Annotated in this window: 13 protein-coding genes; 12 read left to right on the top strand and 1 reads right to left on the bottom strand. The window is 58.0% G+C overall.

Annotated elements, in window-relative coordinates; all coding sequences use genetic code 11:
- Positions 1-504: 504 nt before the first annotated feature.
- Entirely contained in the window at positions 505-2,313 is a 1,809-nt protein-coding gene (locus tag ACO0K9_RS03345) for a sigma 54-interacting transcriptional regulator (RefSeq protein ID WP_422981736.1), read from the bottom strand.
- Between the two features lie 289 nt (positions 2,314-2,602).
- Here ACO0K9_RS03345 and ACO0K9_RS03340 point away from each other — a divergent pair, with 289 nt between their 5' ends.
- The 12 genes from ACO0K9_RS03340 to ACO0K9_RS03285 all read left to right on the top strand — a co-directional run bounded on the left by ACO0K9_RS03340 (position 2,603) and on the right by ACO0K9_RS03285 (position 19,688).
- Positions 2,603-4,072, top strand: coding sequence for a benzaldehyde dehydrogenase (locus ACO0K9_RS03340; protein ID WP_422981734.1), 1,470 nt, complete (start codon positions 2,603-2,605; stop codon positions 4,070-4,072).
- 59 nt (positions 4,073-4,131) lie between these two features.
- On the top strand, positions 4,132-4,899 hold the full coding sequence (locus ACO0K9_RS03335; RefSeq protein ID WP_422981732.1) for a coniferyl-alcohol dehydrogenase: 768 nt from the start codon (positions 4,132-4,134) through the stop codon (positions 4,897-4,899).
- A gap of 60 nt (positions 4,900-4,959) precedes the next feature.
- Positions 4,960-6,669: a DUF1302 domain-containing protein gene (locus ACO0K9_RS03330; protein ID WP_422981730.1), complete on the top strand. Its 1,710-nt coding sequence runs from the start codon at positions 4,960-4,962 to the stop codon at positions 6,667-6,669.
- Between the two features lie 13 nt (positions 6,670-6,682).
- Entirely contained in the window at positions 6,683-8,041 is a 1,359-nt protein-coding gene (locus ACO0K9_RS03325; RefSeq protein WP_422981728.1) for a DUF1329 domain-containing protein, read from the top strand.
- Between the two features lie 15 nt (positions 8,042-8,056).
- Entirely contained in the window at positions 8,057-9,169 is a 1,113-nt protein-coding gene (locus ACO0K9_RS03320) for a WD40/YVTN/BNR-like repeat-containing protein (protein WP_422981726.1), read from the top strand.
- 38 nt (positions 9,170-9,207) lie between these two features.
- Entirely contained in the window at positions 9,208-11,649 is a 2,442-nt protein-coding gene (locus tag ACO0K9_RS03315) for an efflux RND transporter permease subunit (RefSeq protein WP_422981724.1), read from the top strand.
- A 44-nt stretch (positions 11,650-11,693) separates the two neighbouring features.
- Positions 11,694-12,791 (top strand): ABC transporter substrate-binding protein, encoded by a 1,098-nt coding sequence (locus tag ACO0K9_RS03310; protein WP_422981722.1) that lies wholly within the window; start codon positions 11,694-11,696, stop codon positions 12,789-12,791.
- Between the two features lie 64 nt (positions 12,792-12,855).
- On the top strand, positions 12,856-14,745 hold the full coding sequence (locus ACO0K9_RS03305; protein ID WP_422981720.1) for a carboxylesterase/lipase family protein: 1,890 nt from the start codon (positions 12,856-12,858) through the stop codon (positions 14,743-14,745).
- Between the two features lie 180 nt (positions 14,746-14,925).
- Positions 14,926-15,759: a p-hydroxycinnamoyl CoA hydratase/lyase gene (locus ACO0K9_RS03300; protein WP_422981718.1), complete on the top strand. Its 834-nt coding sequence runs from the start codon at positions 14,926-14,928 to the stop codon at positions 15,757-15,759.
- 37 nt (positions 15,760-15,796) lie between these two features.
- Complete coding sequence (locus ACO0K9_RS03295) at positions 15,797-17,275, top strand: aldehyde dehydrogenase (RefSeq protein ID WP_422981716.1); 1,479 nt, start codon at positions 15,797-15,799, stop codon at positions 17,273-17,275.
- A gap of 13 nt (positions 17,276-17,288) precedes the next feature.
- Entirely contained in the window at positions 17,289-19,175 is a 1,887-nt protein-coding gene (locus ACO0K9_RS03290) for a feruloyl-CoA synthase (protein WP_422981714.1), read from the top strand.
- Positions 19,176-19,214: 39 nt separating this feature from the next.
- A complete protein-coding gene (locus ACO0K9_RS03285; protein WP_422981712.1) occupies positions 19,215-19,688 on the top strand; it encodes a hypothetical protein in 474 nt (157 codons plus the stop codon).

Here is a 19,688-nt window from a genome sequence, read left to right as displayed (position 1 = left end):
ACGTTTCGCCTTTATATGCATTCAGATTCATTTCTGGATAGGTCGCTGACTGAAGCTGGAGAACTGCGTAACCGGGTGCTACGGGATCTTCGGTTGGTATGACTAATTTCCAAACGGCTTGGGCGTGGTCATTAATCGAAACCAATGTCACTGCGCTATCTATTTCAATGCAAATGATGCACTTCAGGTCAAAAAAAACATGCTGATCGGCACTGAAGAAGGTCAATCAATTTTAAAATGTGGCCGATCGTAATACCTTGATTTACAACGAAGTTTTAATTTGGCGAATAAACTTGCAACAAAAATACCCTACGCCTCTTTAGGTAAGGGCGGCAGATAAATAGTGGGCGACTTCGCTTCTTTGAAGCCGCCAATTAAAATAAAAAATATTATTAAATTTAGCAGACATTTTAACAATAGCAAGAGCTTATTATTGAGCTACCGTTTTAAATTGCGCGAAAAGTACGATTACCCCAGATAGCCTGCATCATGTGAAACCAGAATTCAGCCCTGCTGCAGTTTTTTCATCCTGTATGACAACTGTGGGCGTGTCAGGCCCAGCATGCGTGCTGCAGCTGACAGGTTGCCGTCAGCCCGCTCCACCGCCGCCAGTATCAAGGTGCTTTCCAGATGGTCCAGCGACCAGCCCTGGTTTTGTTCGGACGCTTGTTGCAGCATGGCAGGCAGCACGTCGAGCAGCGCACCGCTGGGCGGCGCTTCCGCTGCGGCGGCACCGTGGCCTGTCAGGCGGCCTGTCTGTGCCAGCGAGAAATACGAGGTTTGCGATTCTTCACCGCTGGTGAACAGATGGGGCAGATCGATAGGGCCATCTTCGTTGGCAAAGATGACACCGCGCTCCACCAGGTTTTGCAGCTCGCGGATATTGCCGGGGAAGTGGTAGTTGAGCAAGGCATCAACCGCACGCGCCGTAAAGCCGATCACGCGGCGCTGATGCTTTTGCCCATAGTGGCGCATGAAGTAACCCATCAACAGCGGGATGTCGTCGCGCCGGTCCCGCAGTGGCGGCAAGTGGATGGGGAACACGTTCAGGCGGAAGAACAAGTCTTCGCGAAAGCGCCCCTGTTGTATCTCTTCGCGCAGATTGACATTGGTTGCGGCCACCAGCCGCACATCCACCTTCACGCTGCGCACGCCCCCTACCCGTTCAATCTCGCCCTCTTGCAATGCCCGTAGCAGCTTGCCTTGCGCGACCAGGCTGAGCGTTCCTATCTCGTCAAGAAACAAGGTGCCGCCCGAGGCACGCTCGAAGCGGCCTGGTCGTGACTGGCTGGCACCCGTGTAGGCACCACGTTCCACACCAAACAATTCAGATTCGATAAGTGTCTCGGGGATCGCTGCACAATTGACCGCCACAAACGGCTGTGCCTTACGGGCGCTGATCTGGTGCAGCATGTGGGCGAACAACTCTTTGCCGACGCCGGATTCGCCGGTGAATAGCACCGTGGCAACCGTCGGCGCGACGCGTTTAAGCATATGGCAAGCCGCGTTGAAGGCCGACGATACGCCTACCATTTCCTTCTCTCCGTAAGACCGTCCGTCATCGCCCGGCAGCACTGCGGCCTGCTGATGTTGCCCGGGGCCGCCGTAAGCAGTGGTGCTGACAAAGGATTCCGCATTCAGAAAACGCAAGTCTTCTTCGACGTTTTCCCATTCATCTGCGGGCTTGCCAATCAGGCGGCAATGCTTGTGACCCATGGACGTGCACTCGACCTCGCGGTAGATGATCAACCGTCCTATCATCGCGCTGGTGTAGCCCATGGCGTAGCCAGTCTGCATCCAGCACGCTGGCTCGGTACCAATGCCAAAATCGGCAGTGTGTACCTCGTCTTCACTGGAGTGATGCCACAGGAACTCACCGTGATAGGTGCCGCGTTCGACATCGAATTCAAAATGCAGCGGCTCGACTTTGACGGCTCCTTCCAATGAGTGCATGCGCGGTCCGGCGGCAAACAGCGTGCTGGCATCGGCATCCGGCCAGCGCTCGCGCAGCAACTGGGCGTCACGCGCACCGGCAGAATAACCTACCCGCGTCAGCAAACCGCGCGTGCGTTCCGATCCTATGCTCTCCAGCAGTTCGCGTCGCAGTGCGCCAAGGGACGTGGTATGCAACAACTGCATACGCTGGCCGTTGAGCCAGATGCGCCCGTCGCCGGGCGAAAAGTGCAGACTTTGCGTGAGATCTTCCAGCGTTGGCGCTGCGCCTGCATCAAGTTGCACGCTATCGCCGTGGTTCAGCATCTTGCCTGTGGCACGCGATACGTCAGACAGCGATACGCGATGGGGTTTGCTCATGTCTCCACTTTCATCGTCTTTTATCAAATCATACATCGGCAAATCTCCAGTTTGATCATTTCATCAATCGCCAGCGCGATATCTTTTTTGCTGCGGCGCGCCACATCAGGTCCATCAGCATCGCAGTAACACAGTGCAGCAAGCACTTGGTGCGTCGCAATAATGTCGCCACACAGGGAGCTGGCACATAACTTGTAATAGCTAAGACAAAAGCGGCAAGCAGACTTTCATGCAACAAACATGCAAGCAGACTGACTTTCCCACCATCCCTTAATTAACAGGAGACAACATGACTGACGCTAACGCATTTTTGCGCCCCGCGATCTGGCAAGACCGCATCTTCAATGGTGACTGGATCACTGCCAAGGGCGGCAACCACACTTTTACCGAACCCGCTACTGGCGAGCAACTTGGCCGCATCGGTCTGGCGAATGCCGACGATGTAGCACTGGCCGCTGCACAAGCACGCGCTGCGCAAACCGCGTGGGCCAGCAGCGACTACAAGGAACGTGCAGCCATCTTCCGCAAGGCGGCGGCGCTGATTACCGAACATCACGACGAGCTGGCCGTATGGATAGTGCGTGAGACCGGCGCAATTCGTCCCAAAGCCGACCTGGAACTGCGTGAAGCAGGTGCACATCTGCAGGAGGCTGCAGCAATGCTGACCCAGCCCAAGGGGCAACTACTGGCATCGGGCAGCGGACAAATGAGTATCGCGCGCCGTGTACCGCATGGCGTGGTCGGTGTGATCTCGCCTTTCAACTTTCCTCTTATCTTGTCGATCCGCTCGATCGCACCGGCACTCGCTACCGGCAATGCGGTAGTGCACAAACCAGACCTGCAAACGCCGGTCAGTGGTGGTGTGTTGATCGCCCGTATCTTCGAAGCGGCCGGTTTGCCGAAAGGCGTACTGCATGTGCTGCCTGGTGCCGCTGAAGCTGGCCAGGCCATGTGCAGCCATCCCGACATTGCCATGATCGCCTTCACCGGTTCGACTGCAGTGGGTCGCAGCATAGGCGAAGTAGCTGGCCGCAACCTGAAAAAGATGTCACTGGAACTGGGAGGTAAAAACTCGCTGATTATCCTCGACGATGCCGACCCCGACATTGCCGCCGCCAACGTGGCCTGGGGTGCTTACTTGCATCAGGGACAGATCTGCATGGCCTCTGGCCGCATCCTGCTCCAGCGCGGCATCGCCGACGCCGTCATAGAACGGGTGGTTACCAAGGCACATCATTTGCCGGTGGGCGATCCGATGAAGGGCCAGGTTGCACTGGGACCGTTGATCAATGCACGCCAGGTGCAGCGCCTGCATGGCATTGTCGAAGACAGCGTAGCCGCCGGTGCCACCCTGCTGGCTGGCGGCAGCTACGACCGGCAGTTCTACCAACCTACAGTATTGACCGGTGTCCGGCCCGGCATGCGTTGCTTCGAAGAAGAGCTGTTCGGTCCCGTCGCATCGATCACCGTATTCGACACCGACCAGGAAGCGATAGCCCTGGCTTCGGCCACCAGTGGCTGTCTGGCACTGGGCGTGATTACGCCGACTCTGGCACGCGGCATGTACATCGTGGATCGCGTGCCAGCCGGCCACGTCCACATCAATGACCAGACTGTGCTGGCCGAAGCGCACGCGCCATTCGGCGGCGGTGGCAGCTCTGGTAACGGTGGCCGCCACGGCGGGACTGTTGACTGGGACGAATTCACCCAATGGCAGTGGCTGACTATGAAAACCGAGGCGCCACGCTATCCATTCTGACTCAATCACACAACATCAGCGATCCAACATCAACAACACAATATCAACCAGGAGACCACATGAAATTACGTAACAAGACCATCGTCGTTACCGGTGCCGCCTCCGGCATCGGTGCCGAGGTAGCACGTCTGGCGCGCTTTGAAGGTGCCACCGTGATCGGCATGGACCGCAATGAACCGGGGCTGACACTGGACGGTTTCGTCGCCGTCGACATGGGGCAGCCAGCCAGCATAGATGCGGCTATCGCCAAACTGCCGCAACGTGTGGACGCGCTGTGCAACATCGCTGGCGTGCCCGGCACTGCTGACCCGGCGTTGCTGGCGCGTGTCAATTACCTGGGCCTGCGTCACTTGACCGAAGGTGTATTGCCACGCATGCCGGCTGGCGGCTCGATTGTCAACGTCGCCTCCATCCTGGGGGCGGAATGGCCAGAGCGCACTGCCCTGCACAAGGAACTGGCAGCCACAAATAGCTTCGCCACCGGCCTGGTCTGGCTGGAAACCCACCCGGTTCCGGCTGAAACCTGCTACCAGTACTTCAAGGAAGCCTTGATCGTCTGGACCTATGCGCAATCGCAGCCCTGGTTCCTGGAGCATTCTGTGCGCATGAACTGCGTGGCACCCGGCCCGGTTTTCACACCTATCCTGGGCGACTTCATATCCATGTTGGGCGAAGAACGCGTGCAGCGTGATGCCCACCGCATGAAGCGCCCGGCCTACGCAGACGAAGTGGCCGCTGCCATCAGTTTCCTGTGCAGTGACGACGCGCGCTGGATCAGCGGTGTCAACCTGCCTGTCGACGGAGGACTGGTCTCAACTTTTATCTGATGCATCCCATCCGTCCGGCTGCACGTCAGCGGCCACACAACTATAATGAGGAGACTGTACATGCAAGCGAATAAACGCCTGAGTCCAACCCTGTTGGCACTGGCTGTGGCAGCCGTACTACCGACCACCCACGCCTATGCCTACGAGTTCGAGACCGACAATCCTGATCTCAAGATCAGCTGGAACAATACCTTTAAATACAGCACCGCGTATCGCCTGAGGGATGCCGATACGCGCCTGCTGGCCGGCGGCTATCCATCAGCCGGCCCTGGCGATTTCACCGGCTATAACCTCGACGACGGTAACCAGAACTTCCGCAACAAGGGTATCGTCTCAAACCGCATCGACTGGCTGTCCGAGTTCGATGCCGGCACCCGCAACCTGGGTATGCGTATCAGCGCTGCAGCGTGGTACGACACCGTCTACAACCGTAGCAACGACAATGCTTCCTACGGAAGTAACGCCGCAACCTTGCTCGGCAACGCAGGCAACAGCTTTACTGATGGCACCCGTACGCTGCATGGCCGCAATGCGGAATTGCTGGATGCCTTCGTCTTCGCCAAGGGCACACTGGGCGAATTGCCAGGTACCGTGCGCGTTGGCCGCCACACACTGCAATATGGCGAGAGCCTGTTCTTCGGTGCCAACGGTATCGCCAATGCACAAGGACCGGTGGATCTGGTCAAACTGCTTAGCGTACCGGGCGCGCAGTTCAAGGAAATCCTGCGTCCGGTCAACCAGATATCCGGCCAACTGCAGGTGCTGCCCAATGTGTCGATTGGTGGCTACTACCAGTTGGAATGGCGTCCAACGCAGATTCCTGGTGTCGGCAGCTATCTGAGCTCCTACGATGCGGCAGGTGCAGGTAGCAGTGCTTTCCTGGTGGCCCCGACCAACAGTGGCGCGCCCGCCTTCTATACCATTGCAGATATGAAGGCGAAAAATTCTGGCCAGGGTGGCCTGCAGGTGAAGTTCACGCCTGCCGGCTCGGACGTTGAATATGGCCTGTACGCCGCACGCTACCATGACAAGACACCCTACTTCTACCTCCGGTTCTCACCCAGCTTCCCGCCTGGCGCACCATCCGCCGTGCAAGCGGTGTACGCGGAAGGCATCCGCACTTTCGGTGCCAGCGCCAGTACAGTGCTGCTGGGCGCAAACGTGGCAGCCGAAATCTCGGTACGCCGCAACACGCCATTGGTCAGTGATCCTACACCCAACTTTTTATCCAAAGCCGGCACCGGTATTTTTGCTGACAACAGCGGCAACCCGGCCTATGCGGTCGGTAACACGGCCCACGTCAACCTGTCGGCGATTTATGTAATGCCGACCACCGCGCTGTTCCAGGGTGCGTCACTGCTAGGCGAATTGGCATGGAACCGCGCCACCAGTGTTACCTGGCAGGGCTCGCTCGATCCCAACACCACACGCGACGCCACTTCGGCGCGCATGATCTTCGAACCATCGTATTACCAGGTGATCGATGGACTCGATCTGTCGGTCCCGATCGGACTCGGCTACAACATCGATGGTCGCTCGCGTGCCATATTTAACTTCAACGGCGGCAGCTCGCACGGCGGTGATTTTAATATCGGCATCAACGCCACCTATCGCCAGGACTGGAAAATCGGCATCAACTACGTGCGCTTCCTCGGCACGGCAGGCACCTTCCTGAAGAATAATCCGGCCACCAAGACACCGATACTGAGCTACGCCCAGTCGCTGGCAGACCGCGACTACCTCTCCTTCACTATCAAACGTGCATTCTAAGGAAAAAACCAAAATGAAGACGACTATCAAATTCGCTGCCGCCGCCCTGACCCTGGCTTTCTCCCTGCCAGATGCCGGCGCAGCCGTCACCGCCGATGAAGCGGCCAAACTGCACACCACCCTGACACCGCTGGGTGCAGAGAAAGCAGGTAACAAGGAAGGCAGCATCCCGGCCTGGGAAGGTGTTTACACCAAGGTGCAACCCGGCTTCAAGCCCGGCGACTTTCGCGTTGATCCCTTTGCCAGCGAGAAACCGGCGCTTGCCATTACCGGCAAGAATGTCGACCAGTACGCCGCCAAGCTGTCAGCTGCTACTGTGGCGCTGCTCAAAAAATATCCGACCTACCGGCTCGACGTTTTTCCGACCCACCGCACCGGAGGTGCGCCATCCTGGGTGTACGACAACACGTTCAAGAACGCCACCCGCGCCAAGTCGATTGACGGCGGTTTCGGTGTGGAAGGCGCGTACGGCGGTATTCCCTTCCCGATTCCGAAAACCGGCTACGAAGCAATCATGAACCACCGTTTGGCCTGGACCGGCGAAACGATACAGTTGCCGATCCGTACCATCATCGTCACGCCGGATGGCAAACGTGCCATGGCCACCGAAGCCGAACAGACGCTGATGCGCCCTTACTACTTCAAGGAAGGCAGTTTGGAAAAGTTCGATGGCATCACTCAGTACGGACGCCTGATCACCCGCGCGCCAGCGTCCAAGGCGGGCGAAGGCATCCTGGCCTATGACGGTATCGACGAAGCCCACCCTCGCGCCATCTGGCAATACCTGGTCGGTCAGCGCCGCGTACGCCGTGCACCATCGGTGTCCTACGATACGCCAGACTCGGTGACGTCGGGTATTGGCCTGTTCGACGAAGCGTTCATGCTGTTTGGACCTGTCGATCATCACGAACTGAAACTGATCGGCAAAAAGGAGATGTACATCCCCTATAACAATAACCGGGCCGGTGCCGCCAAGATCGCCGATCTGGTCGGTCCGCAGTTCCTGAATCCAGACCTGGTGCGCTGGGAATTGCACCGTGTATGGGAAGTGGAAGCAAATCTGATCCCTGGCAAACGTCACGTCGTGGCCAAGCGCCGCTACTACCTGGATGAGGATACCTGGCAGATCGTCATGATCGACGGCTATGACGCCCAAGGCCAGATCTGGCGCGGCAACTACACCTTGACGTTGTTGGCACCGGACCTGCCAGCCGTGCTGGGTAACATCATGTGGGGTACCTACAATGTGCAGACCGGTGCGTATCTGCTGAACGAAGCTTCGAACGATATGTCGTCCCAGGTTAAAGCCATCCCTCGTCTTCCGAGCAGCTATTTCGGACCGGAAGAGCTGGCCAACCAAGGCTCGCGCTAAGTGAAGGAGCGAACGATGGCCAGATTGAATCCCGGCGCACTGTCTGCGATGTTCGGCGCTTGTGCCACCCTGGTACTGGCGGCGACCGCTGTGGCGGAGGGCGTCACTGCCGCCGCAGTACCGGTCGCGCTGAGTCAGCCTGCCCTGGTCACCCCCAAGGCCCTGGGGGCAGCCATGCTGGCTGTGGCCAGCGCCGGCAAGCGACTGGTGGCTGCTGGTGAACGCGGCACCATCTTGTACTCGGACGATGCTGGCCGGAACTGGCAGCAAGCCAGGGTGCCGGTCAGTGTCAGCCTGACGGCACTGAAGTTTGTCGACGACAAACAGGGCTGGGCAGTCGGTCATCAGGGCGTGGTGCTGCACAGTGCTGACGGCGGCGTCACCTGGAGTAAACAGTTGGATGGTATCCGTGTGGCGGCGCTGGTGGCGCATGCCGCCGCTGCGATGACGGGTCCGGAACAGCAACGCGCCCAAGCCGATGCCCAGCATCTGGTGGACGATGGTCCGGACAAGCCCTTTCTCGATCTGTACTTCGACAGCGCCAGCAGTGGCTACGTGTTGGGTGCATATAACCTGATGCTCAGGACTACAGATGGCGGCGCGACGTGGCAGCCGTGGCAAAGCCATGTCGTCAATCCCAAGGGCTTGCATCTGTATGGCATGCACGGCACTGGTGGTGCACTGTATCTGGCTGGCGAACAGGGGCTGTTACTACGGTCTACCGACCAGGGTGCCAGTTTCGCCACGCTTGCCACACCTTACAAGGGTAGCTATTTCGGCCTGCTGGCTACTCGCAGCGGTGCGCTGCTGGCCTATGGCTTGCGCGGCAATGCCTGGTGGTCCGGCGATCAGGGTGTCAGTTGGAACAAGGTCGATACCGGTACCCAGGCCTCGCTGGCTGGTGGTGCCGAATTGGCCGACGGCACGCTGGTACTGGTCAGTCAGGGCGGCGATGTGCTGCTCAGTCGTGACCAGGGTCGCAGCTTCGTTGCGCAAACCGGTGGCGGCTTGCCTCCGGCTTTGCCGCTGGCGGCAGTAGCACAAGCCAATGATGGTGCACTGGTGGTGGCTGGCCTGCGCGGCCTGCGCCGCGTAGCGATGGCGACATCAGCGGTACGGCAGCAATAGCCGCGCCCCTTTTCTCATATGAATACCGTTGGAGCATCATGAATACAGACCAAGATTTGGAACAACAGCCTGTGGTACGGCGATTGCAGGATTTCGATACCAGCTCCGGTAATCTGGGCGAGCGTGCGCTGTTCAACTACCGGCCACTGGTGATATTGCTATGCCTGCTGGCGACTATCATGCTGGGCTACCAGGCGACGCGCATCAAGCTCAATGCCAGTTTTGAAAAGATGATTCCCAGCGCGCATCCTTATGTGCTTAACTACCTGGCCAATAAGTCCGACCTGAATGGCCTGGGCAATTCGGTGCGGATTGCGGTTGAAGCGAAGGACGGAACGATCTATGACCGCGCCTATCTCGACACCCTGCAGCGCCTGAACGATGAACTGTTCCTGTTGCCGGGCGTGGACCGTCCGTTCATGAAGTCCTTGTGGACGCCCAGCACGCGCTGGGCTTCGGTCACCGAGGATGGCCTGGACGGTGGCACCGTGATCCCGGATGGTTACGATGGTACGCCCGCCAGCCTGGCGCAGTTGCGTGCCAATGTCGCACGCTCCGGCGAGATCGGGCAGTTGGTAGCGGCCGATTTCAAGTCCAGCATCGTCTTCGTACCACTGCTGGAACTGAATCCGCAGACCGGTCAGTCGCTCGATTATGGCACGTTGTCTGAACGTCTGGAGCAGATCCGCACCAAGTACGAGAAGGAAGGCGTGCGTATACATATCACTGGTTTCGCCAAGATTGTCGGCGATCTGATTGAAGGCCTGCAGCAGGTGTTGTTGTTCTTCGTGCTAGCAATTGTCATCGCCGGTGGTGTGTTGTTCTGGTACACACGCTGCTGGCGCAGTACCACGCTGGTGGTGGTATGTTCGCTGGTGGCCGTGTTGTGGCAGTGCGGTTTGCTGGCCACACTGCATTACGAACTTGACCCCTACTCCATCCTGGTGCCTTTCCTGGTATTCGCCATTGGCATGAGCCACGGTGCACAGAAGATGAACGGTATCATGCAGGACGTTGGCCGTGGCACGCACCGCGTGGTGGCTGCGCGTTACACCTTCCGCCGCCTGTTCGCTGCTGGCCTGACGGCGTTGCTGTGCGATGCAGTCGGCTTCGCCGTGCTGGTCAGTATCCGCATCAAGGTGATTCAGGACCTGGCCATTATTGCCAGTATCGGAGTGGCAGTACTGATCTTCACCAACCTGGTGCTGCTGCCAGTACTGCTATCGTATACTGGTGTGAGTGCCAAGGCAGCCGTGCGCAGCCTGCAGGCCGACAACACCGCTCAACCACGGTTGTGGACTTTCCTTGACCGTTTCACCCAGCGCCGCTGGGCTACGGTCACGGTCATTGCCAGTCTGTTGCTGGGTGGGCTGGGCTATCTCTACAGCCTGAACCTGAAGGTAGGTGATCTTGATCCCGGCGCACCCGAACTGCGTGCCGGCTCGCGCTACAATCGCGACAATGGCTTCATGGTCAGCAATTATGCGGCCAGTTCCGACATCCTGGTGGTCATGATCAAGACGCCGCCCGACCAGTGCACGCAATACGGCACGCTGGCCAGTGTGGACGCGCTGGCCTGGCAACTGGAACAACTTCCAGGTGTTGACTCAAGCAACTCGATGGCAGCACTCAGCAAGCTGGCCACCATCGGCTACAACGAAGGTAATTTCAAATGGTACGACCTGATACCGAATGCCGGTGCACTGGGTGCAGTACAGACGCGCGCACCACGTGAGCTGTTCAACCAGAGTTGCTCCTTGTTGTCACTGTATGTCTACCTGAAGGATCACAAGGCCGCCACACTAACCCGTGTAGTGGATGCAGTTGAGGCCTTTGCCGCAGCGCATAACACGGCGGAGGTGCAGTTCCAGCTGGCCGCTGGCAGCGCTGGCATCGAAGCTGCTACCAACATCGTCGTCAAGCAGGCCATGCATGACATGCTGTTCTGGGTGTATGGCGCAGTGATCCTGCTGTGCTATGCCACTTTCCGCAACTGGCGTGCGGTGGTGGTGGCGATCTTGCCGCTGGTGCTGACCTCGATCCTGTGTGAAGTATTGATGGTGATACTGGGCATGGGTGTGAAAGTCGCGACCCTGCCGGTCATTGCACTTGGGGTGGGCATAGGCGTCGATTATGCGCTGTACGTGTTGAGCGTGATGTTAAGCCGTATGCGTGCCGGTGCCAACTTGTCCGAAGCTTACATGCATGCGCTGCAATTTACCGGACGGGTAGTGATACTGACCGGCGTGACGCTGGCGGTGGCGGTTGCTACCTGGCTGTTTTCGTCAATCAAATTCCAGGCTGACATGGGCATATTGCTGGCTTTCATGTTCTTGTGGAATATGGTGGGGGCGCTGGTATTGGTGCCGGCACTGGCGCATTTTCTGATGCCGCAGGCGGCGCAGCAAAAGCAGCAAGACCGGCTGCCAGCACCTGAAGCTACGCCAGACCATGTCCACTTGCGCGAGAACGTACTGTGAACGTGCAGAAGCGGCTCTTCGCATTCGGGCTCTTGGTTTGTCTTGTGAGCCTTTTCAGCCTTGCCAGCGGTGCCCATGCTGAAACTGTTGCCAACGATGGCATCGTGAATCTCGGTATGTCGCTGCCACTGAGTGGGCCGCAAGCCAGCAATGGTCTGGCGCTCAAGGGTGGCGTGGAATCCTATCTTCAATACGTCAACCAGAACGGTGGCATCTTTGGGCGCAGGATACAGTTGGTGGCACTTGATGATGGGGATGATGTGGCGCGTACCGTAGCGAACACCAAAAAACTCCTGGATGAATCCAGGGTATTGGCCCTGCTCGGCTACCATGGTACGGCAGCGGCAGAAGCAGTACTGCCGCTGCTGGCAGTTGCTGGCGTGCCCCTGATCGGTCCCACCAGTGGCGCTGAATCCCTGCATGAACCGTTCAACCGCCATGTGTTTAACCTGTCTGCGAGTTATAAGGAAGAAACGGAAGCCATCCTCAATCAACTCGATTTCCAAACCTTGATCGAGGTCGCTGTGCTGCATCAAAATGACCGCTTTGGCCAAACCGGCTTGAAAGATGCGGAAGCGGTGATGCTGAAGCTCTCGCTCAGAAAGAATTCGGTCGGAGTGGTAGCGACTAATTCGCGCGATGTGGCACAGGCAGTCAAGACCATCGCTGAAGGAAAGCCGCAAGCAGTACTCATGATTTGCTCACCCCTATCGGCGGCGGAATTCATCAGGCAGATGCACAAGGCCGGTCTGTTCCCACAATTTATTGCGGCATCGTATATGGATGTCGGCGCACTGTTCAAGGAGTTGGGCCCGGAGGCGCGTGGAATCGCTATTTCCCAGGTTGTTCCGTTTCCGTGGGGCAGCGATCTGCCATTGCTCAGACAGTACCAGATGCTGGCGAAGCAGCACTCTGCCCAGCCAATTTCAGTGTACGGCTTGCAGGGTTTCATGGCAGCCAAACTGGCGGTAGAGGCGATGCAAAAAGCCGGTAGAAACCTTTCACGGGAAAAGTTGCTCAGTACATTGGAAGCTGATTATGACCTGGGCGGTTACCGGCTTCGTTTCAGGCGCGACAATCACAGTGGTTCGAAGTATACCGAAATGACCGTGATTACACGCGACGGCAAGCTAAGTCGCTGAACGGCCAGGAACAATACCCGGATAGTCACGCATTACGATATTTATAATAAAACAAGGAGGCAACATGTTCTACTACTGGCCCATCATCTTGACTGTCATCGCCGTTACCGCCGTCACTGCGATCCTGTTTTCAAGGCGCAGCCGCGACACGTCGCTGCCACCACAGAAAACCACAGACCCTGCGTCAATACGTCATACCGCGCTCGGCACCGTCGTCGGATCTACCGACAAACACAACACCCATGCCTGGCTTGGCCTTCCGTATGCGCAGCCGCCAACTGGTGCCTTACGCTGGAAAGCGCCACGCCCACCGCAGCCGTGGCATGGCGTGCGCGCAGCGCTGGCCAGCGGTCAGCCATCCGTTCAACTGGGTGGTGTTACGCTGGAACTACCGCCTGAGCAATGGGGCAAGCTGGCAGGCGCAGAAGACTGCCTGACACTGAATATCTACGCACCCCAGATGCCGCCAGAAGACGTGCAGGCGAGCAGTTTGCCGGTGATGTTCTGGATACACGGCGGTGCCAACACTGCAGGTACGTCCGCCACCTACACTACTTTGCGCAACCTGGCGGGGCAGGATAACGTGATCATGGTTTCGGCCAATTACCGTCTCGGCATTCTCGGCTGGTTCAGCCTGGAAGAGTTAGAGCAAGATGATGATACTGCAGCCGACCGTTCCGGCAATTTCGGCACACTCGACCTGATCGCTGCGCTACAGTGGGTGCGGCAACACATCGCCAGTTTTGGTGGTGATCCGGAGAATGTCACCGTGTTTGGTGAATCAGCGGGTGGTCTGAATACCTATACGCTGCTGGCCAGTCCGCTGGCCAAGGGGCTGTTTCATCGGGCGATCCTGCAGTCACCGCTGATGGCTAGCTACAGCATGGCGCAGGCACGCAACTACACAGACAACCCACAACCTGGCCATGCTGTCAGTTCGCGCGAACTGCTATGCCACTGGTTGCAGCGCGATGGCCGCGCAGCCGACCGTTCCGCAGCGCAGGCATTGATCGCATCCATGCACCCCGCTGACATAGCCAGCTTTGTACGCGGCCTGACCCCCGAGGCGCTGCTGGCACCTATCACGCCGGGCGCACTTAGTTTCTATGATGCGCCCTGCGTGTTACAGGATGGCCATGTGCTGCCAGCGATGCCGCTGCTACAGGTGTTTGCAGACCGCAGTCTTTACAATGCGGTACCGGTCATCATTGGCACCAACCGCGATGAATACAGGCTGTTCATGTCCAATAATCCGGCCTACGTACGCATGTTGTTTGGCAGCATTCCGCTGATGCGCGACCGTAGCCGCTACTTGCGCCACGCTGCCTACATGTCTTCATTATGGCAGGTTTCAAGTGCACTGGAGCCGGCCAGCGCGATGGTGGCTTCCGGTAATCACGACGTCTGGGTCTACCGCTTCGATTGGGATGAACAGCCGGCTGTGCCGCTGATCCAGCCACGGCTATTGCTGGGTGCCGCCCATGTACTGGATGTGGCCTTCGTGTTCCGCGATCTGGACGGTGAATTTGATCCATTTCGCTCCTTCACGGCGGCCAATTTGCCAGGGCGCAAAGAAGTCTCAGGTGCCATGGCAGGTTACTGGACCCATTTCGCCCGTCACGGTCAGCCGGGCTGCGGCCCAGCCCTGTCCTTGCCGGAATGGCAGCGCTGGAGCACTGAAGCCAGTCAAGCGCGCCTGATGGTGTTTGACACCAGCGCCGATGGTGGCATCCGCATGGTGACGCACGATGCCAGCATGGCAAAACTCAAGACAACACTGGCGCAAGACCCGGCACTGCAGCACGATCCGCGTGAACGCGCCGAACTGTATGGCCGCATGTTCCTGTGGTCAATTTTCGGCGGACAAGAAGCACCGCATGCGCTGACCGCCTTTGCCCAGACGCACGGTTACGCTGGCAGCATCGACGATTTGCGCCCCAGTTATTGGCCATGATGATGTGCAGCAACCAGGCTGTCATGCGCAGTGATAACTGTCTTTTTTTATCGTAATTCAGCAGTTCAAAAAATAGCGCAAAAAAAGCTTGCATTACAGCACAGGCTGAATATATTATAAGCTACATATCAGGTTACCTGATATTAACCTAACATCAACCGAGCATAGAGTGAGAACAAGATGAGCCAATATGACAACCGTTGGAGTACAGTAAAAGTTGAAGTTACCGGCGGCATCGCCTGGGTGACGTTGAACCGGCCAGAAAAGCGCAATGCCATGAGCCCGACGCTGAATCGTGAAATGATTGACGTGCTTGAAACCCTGGAGCTGGATGCTGAAGCGCAGGTATTGGTGCTGACTGGTGCTGGCGACAGCTGGACCGCAGGCATGGACTTGAAAGAGTACTTCCGCGAAACGGATGGCCAGCCCGAGATCATGCAGGAGCGCATGCGCCGCGATTGTTCGCAATGGCAATGGAAGCTGTTGCGCATGTACAGTAAGCCAACTATCGCCATGGTCAACGGCTGGTGCTTTGGCGGTGCGTTTTCGCCATTGGTGGCCTGTGACCTGGCTATTGCTGCTGACGAAGCGGTGTTCGGCTTGTCCGAAATCAACTGGGGTATCCCGCCCGGCAATCTGGTCAGCAAGGCCGTGGCAGACACCATGGGCCACCGCGCTGCGCTACACTACATCATGACTGGCGATACTTTCACCGGCCAGCAGGCAGCTGAAATGGGTTTGGTGAACAAGAGCGTGCCACGTGCCGAACTGCGCGCCGCCGTGCTGGAACTGGCCGACAAGCTGTTGGCCAAGGCACCAGTGGTATTGCGCATCGCCAAGAACGGCTTCAAACGTTGCCGTGAGTTGAATTGGGACCAGAACGAAGATTACCTGTACGCCAAGGTTGATCAATCCAATTACCGCGACCCGGAAAAAGGTCGTGCCCAGGGTCTCAAACAGTTCCTGGACGATAAGACCATCAAGCCCGGTCTGCAAACTTACAAACGCGCATAAGACGCGTCCCACCGCCCAATAACACAGGAGATACGTCATGTCTGAAACCCGCGTTGAAACTCACTTTGAAGCCCGTTTGTTGATTGGAGGCCTGGACCAGGCCGCGTCCACAGGTGCCACTTATCAGCGCCTCAACCCCGCCACTGGCGACACTGCTTCGGTCGCTGCCGCCGCCACGCAGGCCGATGCCGATGCGGCTGTGGCAGCGGCGCTGGCTGCCTTTCCTGCCTGGTCCGCCACGGCACCGGGTGAACGCCGCCGTCTGCTGCTGAAAGCTGCCGACTGCCTGGAAGCACGTGCACCTGAATTCATCGCCGCTGGTGTGGCCGAAGCAGGTGGCGTACCGGGATGGTATGGTTTCAACGTGATGCTGGCAGCCGGCATGCTGCGCGAAGCGGCTTCCATGACTACCCAGATCGCTGGTGAAATCATTCCATCAGACGTACCTGGCCTGATGGCAATGGGCGTGCGTCAGGCCTGTGGCGTGGTGCTGGGTATTGCACCGTGGAATGCACCGGTGATTCTTGGCACCCGCGCCATTGCCACCCCGCTGGCTTGCGGTAACACAGTAGTGCTCAAATCATCTGAAATATGCCCTGCCCTGCACCGCCTGATCGGCAAAGTGTTCGAGGATGCCGGCTTTCCGACTGGGGTAGTCAACGTCATCAGCAATGCGCCGCAGGATGCCGCCAATATCGTGGCACACCTGATCGCCAATCCGGCCGTCAAGCGCGTCAACTTCACCGGTTCAACCAAGGTGGGGCGCATCATTGCGAAGCAAGCAGCGCACTATCTGAAACCAGTGGTTCTGGAACTGGGCGGCAAGAATCCGCTACTGGTGCTGGACGATGCCGACCTGGATGAGGCGGTACAGGCGGCAGCCTTTGGTGCTTTCTTCAACCAGGGCCAGATTTGCATGTCGACAGACCGCATCATCGTCGACAGCAAAGTGGCGAACCAGTTCGTCGAAAAACTGAAGGTAAAAACTGCAGGCCTGCGCGCCGGCAAACCGGGCCAGCAAGGCGCAGTATTGGGTGGCATGGTCGACAGCTCTGCCGCCAGCCGTGTAGCCGCCATGATCGATGACGCCCGCGCCAAGGGTGCCACGCTGGTCTGTGGTGGCACCGAAACCGATGGCAATGTGCTGCAACCGGCCATCATCGACCATATCACACCTGCCATGGCGGTTTATCAGGAGGAATCCTTCGGTCCCATCGTTGCCATTATCCGCGTCGACGGTGACGAGGCAGCGCTGGCTGAAGCCAACGCCGGCGAGTATGGCTTGTCGGCAGCGGTCTTCAGTCGCGATATCTCGCGTGCACTGGCGCTGGCGCGTCGCATCGAATCTGGCATTTGCCATATCAATAGCTCCACCGTGGCGGACGAAGCACAAATGCCCTTCGGTGGTGTCAAGGCCAGTGGTTACGGACGCTTTGGTGGCAAGGCCGGCGTCGCCGAATTCACTGACCTGCGCTGGATCACCATCCAGAGTGGTCATCGCCACTACCCGGTGTGATGGAGTTGACGCTATGACGCAACTCCCCTCCACTGCCGTCGGCACGCTGGATTTGTCGCGCTACCGCCCGGTGCGTGTTGGCAGCGCGCCGGTGCAGATAGCTGCTGACGCCCAAGGGCGCTGGCACCTGGCCTCGCTAGAAACACTGGGTGCCTATCCGGACCGCATCACCGATTGCCTGGTGCGCGGTGCCGAACAGCATCCGGGTCGCACACTGGTCGCGCAGCGCGGCCCTGATGGCGCATGGCTGCACATCAGCTACCGGGAAATGCTGGAGCAGGCGCGCGCCATCGGCCAGGCATTGCTGGATCGTGGCCTGTCTGTCGAGCGGCCGCTGATGATTTTGTCCGGTAACGACCTGCAGCATTTGCAGATGGCAATGGGGGCGCTGTACGCAGGCATACCCTACTGTCCGGTGTCGCCTGCCGCTTCCATCGTTACCACTGACTATACCAAGCTGTCACACTTCGTGCGCCACCTGACGCCGGGTATGATCTACGCCACCGACGGCAGTGCCTGTGCGGCTGCACTGGCAACGGCAGTGCCAGATGAATTGGAAAATGAAGTGGAGATCGTGATCGACCGAGGTGATGCCGGGCGCGCCAGTACGCAACTGGCCGATTTACTGGCAACGGTACCGGACACCGTAGATGCGGCCAACGCGGCCAGCGGCCCTGACACGATTGCCAAATTTCTGTTCACGTCTGGCTCCACCAAACTACCCAAGGCCGTGATCACCACTCAGCGCATGCTATGTGCCAACCAGCAAATGCTGTTGCAAAGCATGCCGAGTTTCGGTGAAAAGCCGCCAGTGCTGCTGGACTGGCTACCGTGGAGTCACACTTTCGGCGGTAGTCATAATGTCGGTATCGCACTATACAACGGTGGCAGCTATTACATTGACGATGGCAAGCCCACTGTACGTGATTTCGCTATTACAGTGAGCAACCTGAAAGAGATCGCACCGACGGTATTCTTCAACGTACCCAAGGGCTGGGAGCTACTTACCGCCGCACTGCAGGACGACCCGGCATTGTGTCAGCAATTCTTTTCGCAAATGGAACTGTTCTTCTTCGCCGGCGCCGGCCTGTCGCAAGCTGCGTGGGATGCGCTTGAACAGGTCAGCGAAAGCCAGTGTGGTCAACGGATACGCATCATGGCTGGCCTGGGCATGACGGAAACAGCGCCGTCCTGCACCTTCACTACCGGCCCGGTGATGATGGCAGGCTATGTCGGTTTGCCGGCACCAGCCTGCGAGGTCAAGCTGGTACAGGTAGACGGCAAGTACGAGGCACGTTTCCGGGGTCCGCACGTTATGCCAGGTTATTGGCGTGCGCCGGAAGCCACCGCCACTGCCTTCGACGAAGAAGGTTATTACTGCAGCGGCGACGCGGTACGCTTCGTCGATCCGGCACGACCTGAACTGGGATTGATGTTCGATGGCCGTATCGCCGAGGATTTCAAGCTCAGTAGCGGCACCTTCGTCAGTGTAGGTCCATTACGGGCACGGGTGATCAGTAGCGGCGCACCTTACATCCAGGACGTGGTGGTGGCCGGTCTCAATCGTGACAGCATAGGCTTGCTGGTATTCCCTCGCCTCGATCAATGCCAGCTATTGTCCGGGCTGGGAGCAGATGCAGACGCCACCACGATTCTGTCCAGCCTGCCTGTACGCCGCCATTTCCAGCAGTTGTTGGCGCAATTGAACAGCAAGGCGACCGGATCGGCATCCCGCATCGAACGCATGCTGTTGCTGGAGGAAGCACCATCCGTGGAAGCTGGTGAGCAAACCGACAAAGGCTCAATCAATCAGCGCGTGGTGCTGACGCGGCGCGCAGAGCTGGTCGAGGCGATGTATGCTGGCGTAGCGGGAACTGACGGGCTCCTGATTCTGGAGTAAAGCAACAAAGCAGTACCCATAGCACCGCAAGAGCAATGGTTGAGCGCAAAAACATCAGGTCACGGTGTTTTTGCGCTCAATTGTTGTGCTGAGTTGTGTTGTGACGCTGATTCCTCGTGGTGCGCTCGCCTCTTTGTTGATCAGTTGAAAACTGAATGGCTGATAGCGATGGCCGGTGGCATCCAGTCTCTTGAAGATCTAGCAGTACCTGACTATGTCAAGGACTCTTCAGCGTCCGCAAGCACTGATGAAACGCGTGGAAACATGCTTTCAAATGGAATAGATTCAATGTTGCATTGGGAAAAGCTGCGCCAGGTCTGTTGTAAAGCAGGCTGCAAGGTGCGCATGGCTATTGCATTTGAAAAAATGCGGACTGACCCAACTACGCTGAAAAATTCTTCGCTTAGTTGTAGTGGAGCCAGGATAAAACTTCCTATGGCCAACTATGGTCAAATAAAAATACACGACCTGCGTCTGTTTAGGGGACAGTGTAGTCAAACCAGTCTTGCCTAG

Origin of the sequence: Undibacterium sp. Ji50W (assembly GCF_049340445.1) — a bacterium.
Lineage (GTDB): Bacteria > Pseudomonadota > Gammaproteobacteria > Burkholderiales > Burkholderiaceae_D > Undibacterium.
Note: the sequence above shows the minus strand (reverse complement) of the source record. Positions and strands in the feature narration are given on the sequence as shown.

Coding starts and splice junctions, on each gene's coding strand:
- ACO0K9_RS03345 (WP_422981736.1), bottom strand. CDS start 2,313: ATGAGCAAACCCCATCGCGTATCGCTGTCTGACGTATCGCGTGCCACA.
- ACO0K9_RS03340 (WP_422981734.1), top strand. CDS start 2,603: ATGACTGACGCTAACGCATTTTTGCGCCCCGCGATCTGGCAAGACCGC.
- ACO0K9_RS03335 (WP_422981732.1), top strand. CDS start 4,132: ATGAAATTACGTAACAAGACCATCGTCGTTACCGGTGCCGCCTCCGGC.
- ACO0K9_RS03330 (WP_422981730.1), top strand. CDS start 4,960: ATGCAAGCGAATAAACGCCTGAGTCCAACCCTGTTGGCACTGGCTGTG.
- ACO0K9_RS03325 (WP_422981728.1), top strand. CDS start 6,683: ATGAAGACGACTATCAAATTCGCTGCCGCCGCCCTGACCCTGGCTTTC.
- ACO0K9_RS03320 (WP_422981726.1), top strand. CDS start 8,057: ATGGCCAGATTGAATCCCGGCGCACTGTCTGCGATGTTCGGCGCTTGT.
- ACO0K9_RS03315 (WP_422981724.1), top strand. CDS start 9,208: ATGAATACAGACCAAGATTTGGAACAACAGCCTGTGGTACGGCGATTG.
- ACO0K9_RS03305 (WP_422981720.1), top strand. CDS start 12,856: ATGTTCTACTACTGGCCCATCATCTTGACTGTCATCGCCGTTACCGCC.
- ACO0K9_RS03300 (WP_422981718.1), top strand. CDS start 14,926: ATGAGCCAATATGACAACCGTTGGAGTACAGTAAAAGTTGAAGTTACC.
- ACO0K9_RS03295 (WP_422981716.1), top strand. CDS start 15,797: ATGTCTGAAACCCGCGTTGAAACTCACTTTGAAGCCCGTTTGTTGATT.
- ACO0K9_RS03290 (WP_422981714.1), top strand. CDS start 17,289: ATGACGCAACTCCCCTCCACTGCCGTCGGCACGCTGGATTTGTCGCGC.